Origin of the sequence: Mycobacterium sp. 20KCMC460 (assembly GCF_022179425.1) — a bacterium.
Lineage (GTDB): Bacteria > Actinomycetota > Actinomycetes > Mycobacteriales > Mycobacteriaceae > Mycobacterium > Mycobacterium kiyosense.
In genome coordinates, this window is record NZ_AP025524.1 from 3,064,600 (window position 1) to 3,079,358 (window position 14,759).

Sequence of the window (14,759 nt, forward strand, 5' to 3'; positions counted from 1 at the left end):
CACGGGCTTAACGCTCGGACCGTGCCATGGGGCCGATGTGCCATGATGACCACGCTGGTCAAGGCCAACTCAGCGAGCAGTCAGGAGCAGCGGTGGATCTCAATTTGTCGATCGTCACCCGACCCGTCGAGCGTCTGGTGGCCACAGCGCAGAACGGTCTGGAAGTGCTGCGCTTGGGCGGCCTGGAAACGGGCAGCGCCCCGTCGCCGTCCCAGACCGTGGAGAGCGTGCCGATGTACAAGCTCCGGCGGTACTTCCCGCCGGACAATCGGCCAGGCCAGCCGAAAGTCGGACCGCCGGTGCTGATGGTGCACCCGATGATGATGTCGGCCGACATGTGGGACGTCACCCGCGAGGACGGCGCGGTGGGCATCCTGCACGCCAGCGGACTGGACCCCTGGGTCATCGACTTCGGCTCGCCCGACAAGGTCGAGGGCGGCATGCAGCGCACCCTGGCCGACCACATCGTCGCACTCAGCCAGGCCATCGACACCGTCAGAGATGCTTCCGGGCAAGACGTGCACCTGGTCGGCTACTCGCAGGGCGGAATGTGGTGCTACCAGGTCGCGGCCTATCGGCGGTCCAAGAACCTGGCCAGCATCGTCACCTTCGGCTCCCCGGTCGACACGCTGGCCGCGCTGCCGATGGGTCTGCCGCCGAACCTGGCCCCGGCCATGGCCGATTTCATGGCCGACCACGTCTTCAACCGGCTGAACATCCCAAGTTGGATGGCGCGCACCGGTTTCCAGATGATGGATCCGCTCAAGACGGCCAAGGCCCGCGTCGATTTCCTGCGGCAGCTACACGACCGCGAGGCCCTGCTGCCGCGCGAACAGCAGCGCCGATTCCTTGAGCGCGAAGGTTGGATCGCCTGGTCGGGCCCGGCGATCTCGGAACTGCTCAAGCAATTCATCGCCCACAACCGGATGATGACCGGCGGTTTCGCGATCAACGGGCAACTCGTGACGCTCACCGATATCACCTGTCCGGTCCTCGCGTTCGTCGGTGAGGTCGACGACATCGGTCAGCCGGCATCGGTGCGTGGTATCCGGCGCGCCGCGCCCAACACCGAGGTCTACGAAAGCCTGATCCGCACAGGTCATTTCGGACTTGTCGTGGGTTCGCGGGCCGCCCTGCAGAGCTGGCCCACCGTTGCCGAGTGGGTGCGATGGATCTCCGGCGGCGGCGATCAGCCGGCGAACATCCACCCGATGGTCGAACAACCGGCCGAGCACACCGACAGTGGCGTGGCGTTGAGTACCCGCCTTGTGCACGGCATGGGCGAGGTCTCCGAAGCCGCACTGGCGGTGGCACGGGGTGCCGCGGACGCCGTCGTCGCGGCCAACCGGTCGATGCGCACGCTGGCCGTCGAGACCGTACGTACGCTGCCCAGGCTGGCCCGACTCGGTCAGCTCAACGACCACACCCGAATCTCGTTGGGCCGCATCATCGACGAGCAGGCGCACGACGCCCCGCAGGGTGAGTTCCTGCTGTTCGACGGCCGGGTGCACACCTACGAGGCCGTCAACCGCCGCATCAACAACGTGGTCCGGGGTCTCATCGAGGTCGGGGTGCGCCAGGGCGACCGGGTCGGGATCCTGATGGAAACCCGGCCCAGCGCGCTGGTCGCGATAGCCGCGCTGTCCCGGCTGGGCGGGGTGGCCGTGCTGATGCGTCAAGACGTCGACCTGGCCGCCCAGGCCCGGCTCGGCGGAGTCAGCGAAATCCTGACCGACCCGATCAACCTGGAGGCCGCCCGCCAGCTGCCCGGCCAGATTCTGGTGCTGGGCGGCGGTGAGACCCGCGATCTGCATCTGCCCGACGATGCTGACGTCATCGACATGGAGCAGATCGATCCGGACATCGTGCAACTGCCGGCCTGGTATCGGCCCAACCCGGGTTTCGCCCGCGACCTGGCGTTCATCGCGTTCAGTTCGGCCGGCGGCGAACTCGTCGCCAAACAGATCACCAATTTCCGGTGGGCCCTGTCGGCTTTCGGAACCGCTTCGACCGCGTCGCTGGACCGCAAGGACACCGTCTACTGTCTGACGCCGCTGCACCACGAATCCGCGCTGCTGGTCAGCCTGGGGGGCGCGGTCGTCGGCGGCACCCGCATCGCGCTGTCCCGGGGCCTGAACCCGGAACGGTTCGTCGCCGAGGTACGCCAATACGGTGTGACCGTGGTGTCCTACACCTGGGCGATGCTGGGCGACGTGGTCGACGACCCCGAGTTCGGGCTGCACGGCAACCACCCGGTGCGGCTGTTCATCGGCTCGGGCATGCCGACCGGGTTGTGGGAGCGGGTCGTCGACGCGTTCGCCCCTGCCCGTGTCGTCGAGTTCTTCGCCACCACCGACGGGCAGGCGGTGCTGGCCAATGTGTCGGGCGTCAAGGTCGGCAGCAAGGGCCGGCCGCTGCCCGGTGCCGGGCGGGTGGAACTCGGCGCCTACGACGCGGAACACGATCTGATCCTGGAAAACGACAACGGCTTCGTCCAGGTGGCCGCAACCAATCAGGTGGGAGTGCTGCTCGCCCAATCCCGCGGGCCGATCGATCCCACTGCCTCGGTCAAGCGCGGCGTCTTCGCGCCCGCCGACACCTGGATCTCCACCGAATACCTTTTCTACCGCGACGAAGACGGTGACTTCTGGCTGGCGGGCCGGCGTGGATCGGTGGTCCCCACCGCACGCGGGATGGTGTACGCCGAACTGGTCACCGACGCGCTCGGCCTGATCAGCGCGGTCGACCTCGCGGTGACCTACGGGGTCCCGGTGGGCGACCGGCAGCTGGCGGTGTCCGCGGTGACGTTGCGTCCGGGCGCCACCATCACTGCCGCGGACCTGACCGAGGCCGTGGCCAACATGGCGGTGGGATTGGGCCCCGACATCGTGCAGGTGGTGCCGAAGTTGACGCTCAGCACAACCTACCGGCCCACCGTGAGCACGCTGCGGGCCGCCGGAATCCCTAAGTCCGGCCGGCAGGCCTGGTATTTCGACGCCACCAGTAAGGAATTCCGTAGGCTGACCCCGGCGGCGCGTGCCCAGATCAGCGGTAAGGCGGTGAAGGCCGATGCTTGACGACACCTTGTTGCAGATCCTGGTGTGCCCGGACGACCGTGGCCCGCTGCTGCTCGTCGAGAACGGGACGATCCTCTACAACCCGAGGCTGCGCCGCGCCTACCGCATCGACGACGGCATTCCGGTCCTGCTGGTCGACGAGGCCCGCGACGTCGACGACGACGAGCACGCCCGATTCACGGCGCAAAGCCCTCCGGCAGATCCCCGGTGAGGTAGCGCTGCAGGTTGGGCGCGATGGTCTGGGCGATCTGCTCGGTCGGTAGCGACGCGAACGGCTCCAGCTTGATTATGTAGCGCGCCATCACCACACCCATCATCTGCGACACCACGAACTGGGTGCGGATCTTGCCGGTCCCCGGCGGGTTGTCGACCCTGGCCCCCACAGCGCCGCCGACGATCTCCTGCAGAAACGACCTCGCCAGTCCGACCTCGTCGCCGGCGACCAGCGATCGCAAGGTGGCGATCAGTCCGGCGCCCAGTTCGGAATCCCACAGCGGCAGCAGCAGCGACGGCAGCTGCAGTCCGATCTCTTCGACCGGCACTTCCGATAACTGCCCGATCACCTGCATCGGGTCGATCGGAATGTGCACCGCGGCGGCGAAAAGCCGCTCTTTGGTGCCGAAGTAGTGATGCACCAACGCCGCGTCCACTCCGGCCGCCGCGGCCACCGCACGGATCGAAGTCTTGTCAATGCCCTTGTCGGCGAACATCTCTCGCGCACACGTCAGAATCCGCTCGCGGGTGTCCGAGCTGCCGGCCGGGCGGCCGCGCCGCTTCTTGCCGGTGGTGACCGCCACGCTAGGGTGTCCTGCGCCGCAGCGTCGCGGCGGCCAGGCACAGGGATGCGACGGCGAAGCCCAGGACGACGACCATGTCCCGAACGGTAGTCGCGGTCAATCCGGGATGCGCACCCACCTGCTGCAGTGCCTCGAGTGCATAGCTGGCCGGCATGACGTCGCTGATCCAGTGCAGCCAGTCCGGCATCGCCGCGCGCGGCACGATCACCCCGGCCAGCAGCAACTGCGGCACCATCACCAGCGGAATGAACTGCACGGCCTGGAACTCGGTGCGGGCGAAGGCGCTGAACAGCAGGCCCAGGCCGACACCGAGCACCGCGTTGGCGACCGCGATCGCAAACACCCACACCGGGCTGCCGGCCGTGCTGAAGCCGAGGAACCAGAACGAGACGACGCACGCCACGATGGCCTGCGCGGCGGCCGCGATCGAGAACGCGGTGCCGTAAGCCAGCAGCAGATCGAGCCGCCGCAGCGGCGTGGTGAGGATGCGCTCGAGGGTTCCGGATGCGCGTTCACGCTGCATCGTGATCGAAGTGATGATGAACATCACGAACAGCGGGAACAAACCCAGCAGGATCAGGCAGGCGCTGTTGAACGGCGTCGGCATGCCCGGCCGGTGCGGCGCGTTCTGAAACATGAAGTACATCAACGTGATCACCACCACCGGAACCATCAGGATCATCGCCATGCTGCGGTGGTCGGCGGCCAGCTGCCGCAGGATGCGGGCGGTGGTGGCGGTGTATCCGGTCAGGCTCAGCCGGCTTTTTGCTCGGTGCTGCGCCGGATGATGGACAGAAACGCTTCCTCCAGTGACGCGCATGAGGTGTCCTCTCTTAGTTGAGCCGGGGTGGTGTGCGCGACCAGGCGTCCCGCGCGCATCAGCAACAGATCGCCGCAGTGGTCTGCTTCGTCCATCACATGGCTGGACACCAGCAGGGTGGTGCCTGCCTCGGCCAGTTCGCCGAATTGCCGCCAAAGATCAACCCGCAGAACGGGATCCAGTCCCACGGTGGGCTCGTCGAGCACCAGCAGGTCGGGCCGGCAGACCAGGGCGCAGGCCAGCGACACCCGGGTGCGCTGACCACCGGACAGGTTGGTGCAGCAATCGGTTCGGTGATCGGTGAGCCCGACGCGTTCGATCGCGTCGTCGGCGGCCGCGCCGTCGAATCCGTACAGCGAGGCGAAGTAGCGGACGTTGTCGATGACCCGCAGGTCCAGGTAGATGGTCGGGTCCTGGGGCACGTACCCCACCCGGTGGCGCAGCGCCGCACAGCCCGCGGGCCGGCCGAGCACGGTGACGGTGCCGGAGGCGACGATTTGGGTGCCGACGATGCTGCGGATCAGGGTGGTCTTGCCGCAGCCGGACGGGCCGAGCAGCCCGGTGATGGTGCCGCGCCTGATCTGCACCGAGAAGTCTTGCAGCGCAGCGTTTTTACCCCGGACCACCCGCAAATGCTCGATGCTGACCGCTGGCGTGGCCGACTCCGCAATTAATTCATCGCGTGATGAAGTCATCATATGGTGAATATTCGGCCGGTGCACGGCCGTTGTCAAGGAGCAGGCACAATCGGTGCGGTGAGCGCCTCCAACGCAGCCCCCGACGCGGCCGCTGAAGCAGCCGGTGCGCCAGCCACCGCACTGCTGGTGGATCCGGTCGCGGCCGCCCACCGACTACTCGGCGCCACCATCTTCGGCAGGGGAGTGAGCGGGGTCATCGTCGAGGTCGAGGCCTATGGCGGTGTGCCGGACGGGCCCTGGCCGGACGCGGCCGCGCACTCCTACCGCGGGCGCAACACCCGCAACGCGGTCATGTTCGGGCCGCCGGGCCGCCTGTACACGTACCGCAGCCACGGCATCCACGTCTGCGCCAACGTCGCGTGCGGACCCGACGGCACCGCCGCTGCCGTGCTGCTGCGGGCGTGCGCCATCGACGACGGATTCGAGGCGGCATCCGCGCGGCGGGGCCCGGCGATCCGTCCCGTCGCGCTGGCCCGCGGCCCGGGCAACCTGTGCTCGGCGTTGGGAATCACCATGGACGACAACGGGATTGACCTGTTCGATCCGAACTCTCCGGTGACCGTCACGCTCAGCGAGGCGAACGGCGTGGTGTCGGGTCCGCGGGTCGGGGTCAGCAAGGCCGCCGACCGGCCCTGGCGGTTATGGCTGGCCGGCCGGCCGGAGGTGTCGGCGTATCGGCGCAGCCCACGTGCGCCGACGCCGGGACGCAGTGACTAAACGGGCCGGGGCACGGCGCGGAACGAGGGGTCCAATCGGCGCACCGCGAAGATGAACGGCACGGCGACCAGCGGCGCCAACACGCCGTACACCGCCGCGGGGGTGCCCATTTCGGCGTTGTTGAGCAGTTGCGGGCTCAGCGCGATGCCGATCGCCACCACGGCGTTGTGCAGGCCGATCTCGAGGCTGACGGCGATTGCCTGCGGCGGAGTCAGTTTCATCCAGCGCGGAACCAGATACCCGACGGTCAAGCTCAACGCGCAGAACGACAGCACCGCGAAACTGAGCACGCCGAAGTTCTTCCACAACGCCGCGCGGCCGCCGGCGACACCAGCAACCACGGCCACCACCAACAGCACCGCCGCAGCGATGCGCACCGGCTTGTGCAGTCGGCGCGCCAGATCCGGGAACCGGTGCCGGATCGCCACCCCGATCGCGGTGGGCACCAGGACGATCGCGACCACGCCCAGGAACTTGTCGAACTGCAGCGGGATGAATCTGCCCTCGCCGAGGAACCAGGTCATCGACACCGCCAATATGGCCGGAATCGCGAAGATCGACAGCACGGCGTTGACCGCGGTGAGCGTGAGATTGAGGGCCAGATCCCCGTGGGCCAGGTGGCTGAGCACGTTGGCCAGCAACCCGCCCGGTGTTGCGGCCATCAGCATCAGCCCGACCGCCAGATTGGGCTCGAGGTCCAGCGCCTCGGCGATCAGCAGACAGAACACCGGCAGCAGCACGGACTGGCAGATCAGCGCCACCAGCAGTGGGCGCTTGAGTGTGGCGGCCCGCTGGAAGTCGCCGACGGTCAGCGTCAGCCCGAGGGCCAGCATGACCGCGACGACGACCAGCGGGAAATACCGGTTGTCCATCGCAAGGACTCTACGGTCGCCCCCGTCGGATGCGCTCAGCTGGAATCAGCCTGAACCGATTGCGGGCAGCTCGCGGCACCGGAAACGGCCCTGCAAGACTCTTCGCCATGGGTAGCGAGTCATCCGGAATCCTCGACGAGCTGAGCTGGCGTGAGCTGATCGCGCAGTCCACCGACCTCGAGGCGCTGGCCGCAGAGGCGCAGCGCGGACCGATGACGGTCTACGCCGGCTTCGACCCCACCGCGGCCAGCCTGCACGCCGGGCACCTGGTGCCGCTGCTGGCGCTGCGCCGGTTTCAGCGGGCCGGACACCGCCCGATCGTGCTGGCGGGCGGCGCCACCGGCATGATCGGCGACCCCCGCGAGGTCGGGGAGCGCAGCCTGCAGCAGGCCGACACCGTCGCCGAATGGACCGACCGCATCCGCGGCCAGCTGGAGCGGTTCGTCGACTTCGACGATTCACCCACCGGCGCCATCGTCGAGAACAACCTGGACTGGACGCAGAAGTTGTCCGCGATCGAGTTCCTGCGCGACATCGGCAAGCACTTTTCGGTCAACGTGATGCTGGACCGCGACACGGTGCGCCGCCGTCTGGAGGGCGAGGGCATCTCCTACACCGAGTTCAGCTACATGCTGTTGCAGGCCAACGACTACGTGGAATTGCACCGGCGGCACGGCTGCACGTTGCAGATCGGCGGATCCGACCAGTGGGGCAACATCATCGCGGGCGTGCGGCTGGTGCGGCAGAAGCTGGGCGCCTCGGTGCATGCGCTCACCGTCCCGCTGGTGACCTCGGCCGACGGCAAGAAGTTCGGCAAATCCACCGGCGGCGGCAGCCTGTGGCTGGACCCCGAGCTGACCAGTCCGTACGCCTGGTACCAGTACTTCGTCAACACCGCCGACGCCGACGTGATCCGCTACCTGCGCTGGTTCACCTTCCTGACGGCCGACGAACTGGCCGAGTTGGAGGAGGCCACCACGCAGCGCCCGCAGCAGCGCGCCGCCCAGCGCAGGCTGGCCAGGGAACTGACCGTTCTGGTGCACGGCGAGGCGGCCACCGAAGCCGTCGAGCACGCCAGCCGGGCCTTGTTCGGGCAAGGTGAGCTGGACCGGCTCGATGCGGCGACGCTGTCCGCGGCCCTGGGTGAGACCACCGTCGCCGAACTCAAACCCGGTGAGCCGGACGGGATTGTCGACCTGTTGGTGGCTGCCGGGCTTTCCGAGAGCCGCAAGGCCGCCCGGCGCACCATCGGCGAAGGCGGCGTCTCGGTCAACAACATTCGCATCGAAAGTGACGAATGGGCGCCGCAGCCAACGGATTTCCTGCACGGGCAGTGGCTGGTGCTGCGCCGCGGCAAACGGAACATCGCAGGCGTGCGACGGGTTGCGCCGGGCTGACAAGATGCAAAACGACCCAGCGGAGTCTCATCGCGGAGGGGGAGGGAGGTGATGAGACCCCGCTGAAGGATCGTTGTTCAATTTGCTTACGCGACCTATTCTGGGCTCCGCCGCGCGAGCCTGGTATCCCATTACCGGCCATCGGTTCGGGGGAAAACGCGTTTCCCCCGCGGACCCGACCGCGCTGTCCGCCATTCGGGGGACAAGCATGTCGCAGCGGCGCCGCCCCGACTCGAAACGCGTTAGTGCGCAAACAGTGACCTCACTGTGTCGTGAATGTGACCATCGCCCAGCACTGTTGTCACGATGACCACACCGGCGACCGCGTTCAGGTTCCTGACGTTGGCCGCCGGCGTGTTCGGTGTCTCGGCGGCGGTGGCGGCGCCGATTCACGCCGACATGATGGGAAACGTCTTCCTGAACTCGCTGAACAACGCGGGCATTCAGTACGGACAGCCGGCAACGGCGATCGCGATGGGGCGCTCGGTTTGTCCCAAGGCTCTGGCCCCCGGTGGCTCATTCGAGTCCGTCGTCGCCGAGATCGCCGAACTCAACGGCATGTCGCGAGAGCGAGCGGCGACGTTCACCATCGTCGCGATCGCGACCTACTGTCCGTCGCTGCTGTCTCCGCTGCTGCCAAACAAGCTGCAGGCCTGACAACTTCGACCCGTCCGGTTCGACCCGGCCGGCGGTGCGGCGGCAAATTGTGAGTCTGTCCGGTGTGCCCGTAACCTCTAGCGAGTGGTCAACGACAGGCAGGCGCGTAACGACGGACGCCGTCCGCGCCCTGCCTCCAACGGCGCCCCGCGACGCTCGGGTCCGGGCCGGGCACGACCCGTCCAGCCGCAGTCGGTGCCGGCCGATACCGCCGGTCCGGCCATCCCGCCCGAAGTCGACGCCCGGCAACTGGCGCCCGATGTGCGCCGCGAACTGACCACCCTGGACAAGGCCACCGCCGACGCCGTCGCCCGCCACCTGGTCACCGCGGGCGGGTTGCTCGACGAGGATCCGCAGGCCGCGCTGAATCACGCTCGCGCGGCCCGGGCGCGGGCCAGTCGCATCGCCGCGGTCCGCGAGGCCGTCGGGATCGCCGCCTACCACTGCGGTGACTGGGCTCAGGCGCTGGCGGAGTTTCGGGCCGCACGGCGGATGGGCAGCAAGTCCGCGTTGCTGGCGCTGATCGCCGACTGCGAGCGTGGCCTGGGCCGCCCGCAGCGGGCCATCGATCTGGCCCGCGGGCCGGAGGCGGCCCAGCTCACCGGCGACGACGCCGACGAACTACGCATCGTCGCCGCCGGCGCCCGCGCCGATCTGGGGCAGCTCGAGCAGGCGCTGACCGTGCTGTCGACTCCCCAGCTGGACCCCAACCGCACCGGGTCGACGGCCGCCCGGTTGTTTTACGCCTACGCCGAAACGCTGCTGGCGCTCGGCCGCGACGACGAGGCGCTGCAGTGGTTCCTGCGGTCGGCGGCCGCCGACGTCGAGGGCGTCACCGACGCCGAAGACCGGGTCGGCGAACTTGGCTAGCACCGAAACGATCGGCCGGCGACACGACTGTCTGCTGCTCGACCTGGACGGCACGGTGTTCCGCGGTCATCAGCCGACCGAGGGCGCGGTCGAAGCGCTGGACGATCTGGCCGGCCGCAAGTTGTTCGTCACCAACAACGCCTCGCGCAGCGCTGACGAGGTCGCTGCGCACCTGCGGGAACTCGGCTTCACCGCCACCGCGGACGACGTCGTCACCAGCGCCCAGAGTGCCGCGCACCTGTTGGCCGCTCAGCTGCCGCAGGGGGCCAGGGTGCTGGTCGTGGGGACCGACGCGCTGGCCGACGAGATCACCACCGCCGGTCTACAACCGGTGCGGCGCTTCGAGGACGAACCCGACGCCGTCGTCCAGGGCTTGTCGATGCAGGTCTGCTGGTCCGATCTCGCCGAGGCCGCACTGGCCATTCGCGCGGGTGCGGTCTGGGTGGCGGCCAACGTCGACGCCACCCTGCCCACCGAGCGAGGCCTGCTGCCCGGCAACGGATCGCTGGTCGCCGCGCTGCGGGCAGCCACCGGCGAAGAGCCGCAGGTCGCCGGCAAGCCGGGGCCGCAACTGATGAAAGATGCGGTGGGCCGCGGCGATTTCCAGTCCCCGCTGGTGGTCGGCGACCGGCTGGACACCGACATCGAGGGCGCCAACGCCGCCGGCTTACCGAGCCTGATGGTGCTCACCGGGGTGAACTCCGCGCGCGACGCCGTGTACGCCGAACCGGCCTGCCGACCCACCTACCTCGGCCATGACCTGCGGTCGCTGCACCAGTCGCCGGAGAAACTGCAAGTGAGTCCGCAACCGGGCTGGCGCGTCGAGGTCGCCGGCAGCACGGTGACCGTCAATGCGAACGGTGCGGACGAGTCGGACGGTGACGAGCTGTCGATCGTGCGCGCGGTGGCCAGCGCGGTCTGGGACACGGATGGGTCACCGCGCATCGTGGCCGGCGACGAGCGGGCCCGCGCCGCGCTGGACGGCTGGTCTCTGCTGGCCGCCGACTAGCCGATGACTCGTCGGCGACTAGCGTAGGAGCGCAATGACCATCGATCCCACCCAGATTCGCGCCGAAATCGAAGGGCTGCTGGCCCAGCTGCCGGACACCGCCGACGCCGGGGGTGCTCCGTCGCTCGAGGACCTCGAAGACATCGCCCGCCGGCTCTCGGAGGCACACGACGTGCTGCTGCGGGCCCTGGAGTCCGCGGAGAAGGGCTGAGTGCGGGCATGCCACGGCGTGCCCGCGTCGACGCCGAACTGGTTCGGCGGGGCCTGGCCCGGTCGAGGCAGCAGGCCGCGGAGTTGATTGGCGCAGGCAGGGTGCGTATCGACGGTCTGCCGGCGGTCAAGCCGGCCACCGCGGTGTCGGTTGCCTCGGCGCTGACCGTCACTGCCGACGCCGAACGCACCTGGGTGTCCCGCGGGGCGCACAAGCTGATCGGCGCTCTGGACACCTTCGGGATCGGCGTCGAGGGACGGCGCTGCCTGGACGCCGGCGCGTCGACCGGGGGATTCACCGAGGTACTGCTGGACCGTGGGGCCACTGAAGTCGTCGCGGCCGACGTCGGCTACGGCCAGCTGGCCTGGTCGCTGCGCAGCGACCCGCGGGTGGCGGTGGTGGAACGAACCAACGCGCGCGACCTGACGCCGGAAGCCATCGGTGGCCCGGTCGACCTGGTGGTCGCCGACCTGTCCTTCATCTCGTTGGCGACGGTGTTGCCCGCGCTGGTTGGTTGCGCGTCTCCCGGCGCGGATATCGTTCCCATGGTGAAGCCGCAATTCGAGGTGGGGAAGGGCCGCGTCGGGCCCGGCGGGGTAGTCCAGGACCCGCAGTTGCGCACGGATTCGGTGCTCTCGGTGGCACGACGTGCCGGCGCGCTGGGCTGGCACACCCTGGCCGTGACGGCCAGCCCGCTGCCGGGACCGTCCGGCAACGTCGAATACTTCCTGTGGTTGCGCGCCGAGACGCAGCGCGCACTGGATGAGGATGCTTTGCAGGCTGCCGCGCAACGCGCCGTTCGGGAGGGGCCCCAATGACCGCCGAACGCACCGTGCTGCTGGTGGTCCACTCCGGGCGGGACGAGGCCACCGAGACCGCGCGCCGGGTGGAGAAAGTTCTGCGCGACAACGGTATCGAGCTCCGCGCGCTGTCGGCCGAGGCGGTCGACCGGGGATCGCTGCGGATGGCTCCCGGTGACGTGCGGGCGGTGGGCATCGACATCGAGGTCGTCGACGCCGACCCGATGGCCGCCGAAGGTTGTGAGCTGGTGCTGGTGCTCGGTGGTGACGGCACGTTCCTGCGTGCGGCCGAACTCGCCCGCAACGCCGGCATCCCGGTGCTGGGAGTCAACCTGGGCCGGATCGGTTTCCTGGCCGAGGCCGAAGCCGAGGCCATCGACTCCGTGCTGGAGCACATCGTCGCCAAGGACTATCGGGTCGAGGACCGTCTGACGCTGGATGTCGTTGTGCGCCAAGGCGGTAAGGTGATCGACCAAGGCTGGGCGCTCAACGAGGCCAGCCTGGAAAAAGGGCCGCGGCTCGGCGTGCTCGGTGTGGTCGTGGAGATCGACGGGCGGCCGGTGTCCACCTTCGGATGCGACGGTGTGCTGGTGTCGACGCCCACCGGATCCACCGCTTACGCGTTCTCTGCCGGCGGTCCGGTGCTGTGGCCCGACCTGGAGGCAATCCTGGTGCTGCCCAACAACGCTCACGCTTTGTTCGGCCGCCCGATGGTCACCAGCCCGGATGCCGCGATTGCGGTCGAGATCGAAGCCGACGGCCACGACGCGCTGGTGTTCTGCGACGGCCGCCGCGAAATGCTCGTCCCGGCCGGCAGTCGCCTGGAGGTGACTCGAAGTGTCACCCCGGTCAGGTGGGCGCGGCTGGACAGCGCGCCGTTCACCGACCGCCTGGTGACCAAGTTCCGGTTGCCCGTAACAGGTTGGCGCGGGCAGTAACTGGTGCTGACCGAGTTGAGAATCGAGTCGCTGGGCGCCATCAGCGTCGCGACCGCCGAGTTCGGTGACGGCCTGACCGTACTGACCGGAGAGACCGGGACCGGCAAGACGATGGTGGTGACCGGCCTGCACCTGTTGGGCGGTGCCCGTGCCGACCCGGCGCGGGTCCGGTCCGGGTCGGATCGCGCTGTCGTCGAAGGACGTTTCACCACAACCGATTTGGACCAGGCGGTGGCTGCCGGGCTGGACGATGTCCTGGACGCCTCCGGCGCCGAGCGCGACGAAGACGGCAGCGTGATTGCGCTGCGTACGGTGAACCGGGACGGTCCGTCCCGCGCCTACCTCGGCGGCCGCAGCGTGCCGGCGAAATCGCTGAGCGGGTTCACCACCCAGCTGTTGGCTCTGCACGGGCAGAATGACCAGCTGCGGCTGATGCGGCCCGACGAGCAGCGTGCCGCCCTGGACCGCTTCGCGGCGGTCGGCCCGGCCGTGCAGCGGTACCGCACGCTGCGCGATGCGTGGCTGTCTGCCCGGCGCGACCTCGCCGACCGCCGCGACCGGGCCCGTGAACTCGCCCAAGAGGCCGACCGGCTGAAGTTCGCCATCGACGAAATCGACGCCGTCGAACCGCAACCCGGTGAAGACGAGGCTCTGGTGGCCGACATCGTCCGGCTGTCCGAGCTGGACACCTTGCGCGAGGCCGCCGCCGTGGCCCGCGAGTCGTTGTCCAGCTCGTCCGAGGACGCGCTGGGCGCCACCGACACGCTGGGGCGGGCCCGGGCCGCCCTGGAGTCGACCGGTGACGCCCGGCTGCGAGAGCTGGCCGACCAGATCGGTTCGGCGCTCACCGTGGTCCTCGACGCGGCCGGTGAACTCGGCGACTATCTGGACGCGCTGCCTGTCGACGCCAGCGCGCTGGATGCCAAGCTGGCCCGGCAGGCCCAGCTGCGCACACTGACCCGCAAGTACGCCGCCGACATCGACGGGGTGCTGCAGTGGGCGGCGGAGTCCCGCGAGCGGCTGGCCCAGCTCGACGTGTCCGAGGAGGGACTGGCCGCGCTGGAGGCCCGCGTCGGGCAGCTCGCACGCGAATTGGCCCAGGCCGCAACCGAACTCAGTAAGGCTCGGCAGAAGGCGGCCAAGAAGCTGGCCAAGGAGGTCACCGCCGAGCTGTCCGGCCTGGCGATGGACAACGCCGTCTTCACCATCGACGTCGCCACCGACTCATGCCAACCGGATGACCCCGCGGCCCTGACTCTGCCCTCCGGTGAGACGGTCCGGGCCGGCGCCGACGGCGTCGACGTCGTCGAGTTCGGCTTCGCGGCGCACCGCGGGATGTCGGTGCTTCCGCTGGCCAGGAGCGCTTCCGGCGGCGAGCTGTCGCGGGTGATGCTGGCGCTGGAGGTGGTGCTCTCGGCCTCGGCCACCGGCACCACCATGGTTTTCGACGAGGTCGATGCCGGCGTGGGCGGCTGGGCGGCGGTGCAGATCGGCCGCCGGCTGGCCCGGCTGGCCCGCACCCACCAGGTCATCGTCGTCACGCACCTGCCCCAGGTGGCCGCCTACGCCGACGTCCATCTCGTGGTGCACAGTCAGGGGCCCAAAGGCGCCAGTGGTGTGCGGCGGCTGGATCACGACGACCGGGTCGCCGAACTGGCCCGGATGCTGGCCGGCCTGGGCGAATCCGACAGCGGCCGCGCGCACGCCCGCGAACTGCTGGACACCGCGCAGAGCGAGTTGTAGCTCTCCGGGCAGCGCAGCGAGCGTCCCCGGATGTGCGCCGATCTGCCGTTGCGACCGTACATTTGCGGCCCCTCGCGCCCAGGCGCCGCAACCAGCCCGCGACCAGCCTGTTACAGATGTGACGCTTTTAAACTTAAGTGACAGATGTTACGG

At 69.0% G+C, this 14,759-nt stretch carries 15 protein-coding genes; 11 read left to right on the forward strand and 4 right to left on the reverse strand.

Annotated features, from left to right (window positions below; all coding sequences use genetic code 11):
• Positions 1-35 precede the first annotated feature (35 nt).
• Together MKCMC460_RS14225 and MKCMC460_RS14230 are read left to right on the forward strand one after the other, a co-directional pair.
• Entirely contained in the window at positions 36-3,077 is a 3,042-nt protein-coding gene (locus tag MKCMC460_RS14225; protein WP_238305910.1) for an acyl-CoA synthetase, read from the forward strand.
• Positions 3,070-3,288: a Trm112 family protein gene (locus tag MKCMC460_RS14230; RefSeq protein WP_236975099.1), complete on the forward strand. Its 219-nt coding sequence runs from the start codon at positions 3,070-3,072 to the stop codon at positions 3,286-3,288. Before MKCMC460_RS14225 ends, MKCMC460_RS14230 begins: the two co-directional genes overlap by 8 nt.
• Here MKCMC460_RS14230 and MKCMC460_RS14235 read toward each other — a convergent pair.
• The 3 genes from MKCMC460_RS14235 to MKCMC460_RS14245 are packed head-to-tail and all read right to left on the reverse strand — an operon-like array spanning position 3,254 to position 5,392.
• On the reverse strand, positions 3,254-3,874 hold the full coding sequence (locus tag MKCMC460_RS14235; protein ID WP_236975090.1) for a TetR/AcrR family transcriptional regulator: 621 nt from the start codon (positions 3,872-3,874) through the stop codon (positions 3,254-3,256). The genes MKCMC460_RS14230 and MKCMC460_RS14235 overlap by 35 nt on opposite strands.
• A gap of 1 nt (position 3,875) precedes the next feature.
• Complete coding sequence (locus MKCMC460_RS14240; protein ID WP_236975088.1) at positions 3,876-4,694, reverse strand: ABC transporter permease; 819 nt, start codon at positions 4,692-4,694, stop codon at positions 3,876-3,878.
• Positions 4,628-5,392 carry an ABC transporter ATP-binding protein gene (locus MKCMC460_RS14245; RefSeq protein WP_236975086.1) on the reverse strand — a complete coding sequence of 255 codons (765 nt, stop codon included), beginning with the start codon at positions 5,390-5,392 and terminating at the stop codon, positions 4,628-4,630. Before MKCMC460_RS14245 ends, MKCMC460_RS14240 begins: the two co-directional genes overlap by 67 nt.
• 57 nt (positions 5,393-5,449) lie before the next feature.
• On the opposite strand from MKCMC460_RS14245, the gene MKCMC460_RS14250 reads away from it, so the two are divergent.
• Positions 5,450-6,109, forward strand: a complete 660-nt coding sequence (locus MKCMC460_RS14250; RefSeq protein ID WP_255730570.1) for a DNA-3-methyladenine glycosylase — start codon at positions 5,450-5,452, stop codon at positions 6,107-6,109.
• Here the strand turns inward: MKCMC460_RS14250 and MKCMC460_RS14255 are convergent.
• Positions 6,106-6,981: a bile acid:sodium symporter family protein gene (locus tag MKCMC460_RS14255; protein ID WP_238305912.1), complete on the reverse strand. Its 876-nt coding sequence runs from the start codon at positions 6,979-6,981 to the stop codon at positions 6,106-6,108. The two genes, MKCMC460_RS14250 and MKCMC460_RS14255, sit on opposite strands and share 4 nt — an antisense overlap.
• Before the next feature lie 107 nt (positions 6,982-7,088).
• Here MKCMC460_RS14255 and tyrS point away from each other — a divergent pair, with 107 nt between their 5' ends.
• From tyrS to recN, 8 genes are all read left to right on the forward strand, one after another.
• Positions 7,089-8,378, forward strand: a complete 1,290-nt coding sequence (tyrS, locus tag MKCMC460_RS14260; protein ID WP_236975082.1) for a tyrosine--tRNA ligase — start codon at positions 7,089-7,091, stop codon at positions 8,376-8,378.
• Between the two features lie 306 nt (positions 8,379-8,684).
• Positions 8,685-9,035 (forward strand): DUF732 domain-containing protein, encoded by a 351-nt coding sequence (locus MKCMC460_RS14265; RefSeq protein WP_236975080.1) that lies wholly within the window; start codon positions 8,685-8,687, stop codon positions 9,033-9,035.
• 84 nt (positions 9,036-9,119) lie between these two features.
• Positions 9,120-9,905 carry a tetratricopeptide repeat protein gene (locus MKCMC460_RS14270; protein ID WP_238305913.1) on the forward strand — a complete coding sequence of 262 codons (786 nt, stop codon included), beginning with the start codon at positions 9,120-9,122 and terminating at the stop codon, positions 9,903-9,905.
• Positions 9,906-9,915: 10 nt separating this feature from the next.
• On the forward strand, positions 9,916-10,914 hold the full coding sequence (locus tag MKCMC460_RS14275; protein ID WP_370653173.1) for an HAD-IIA family hydrolase: 999 nt from the start codon (positions 9,916-9,918) through the stop codon (positions 10,912-10,914).
• Positions 10,915-10,948: 34 nt separating this feature from the next.
• A complete protein-coding gene (locus tag MKCMC460_RS14280) occupies positions 10,949-11,125 on the forward strand; it encodes a hypothetical protein (protein WP_238305914.1) in 177 nt (58 codons plus the stop codon).
• Between the two features lie 8 nt (positions 11,126-11,133).
• Positions 11,134-11,943 carry a TlyA family RNA methyltransferase gene (locus MKCMC460_RS14285; protein WP_238305915.1) on the forward strand — a complete coding sequence of 270 codons (810 nt, stop codon included), beginning with the start codon at positions 11,134-11,136 and terminating at the stop codon, positions 11,941-11,943.
• Positions 11,940-12,863: an NAD kinase gene (locus MKCMC460_RS14290; RefSeq protein WP_238305916.1), complete on the forward strand. Its 924-nt coding sequence runs from the start codon at positions 11,940-11,942 to the stop codon at positions 12,861-12,863. Before MKCMC460_RS14285 ends, MKCMC460_RS14290 begins: the two co-directional genes overlap by 4 nt.
• A 3-nt stretch (positions 12,864-12,866) precedes the next feature.
• Positions 12,867-14,606: a DNA repair protein RecN gene (gene recN, locus MKCMC460_RS14295; protein WP_238305917.1), complete on the forward strand. Its 1,740-nt coding sequence runs from the start codon at positions 12,867-12,869 to the stop codon at positions 14,604-14,606.
• The last annotated feature ends 153 nt before the right edge of the window (positions 14,607-14,759 follow it).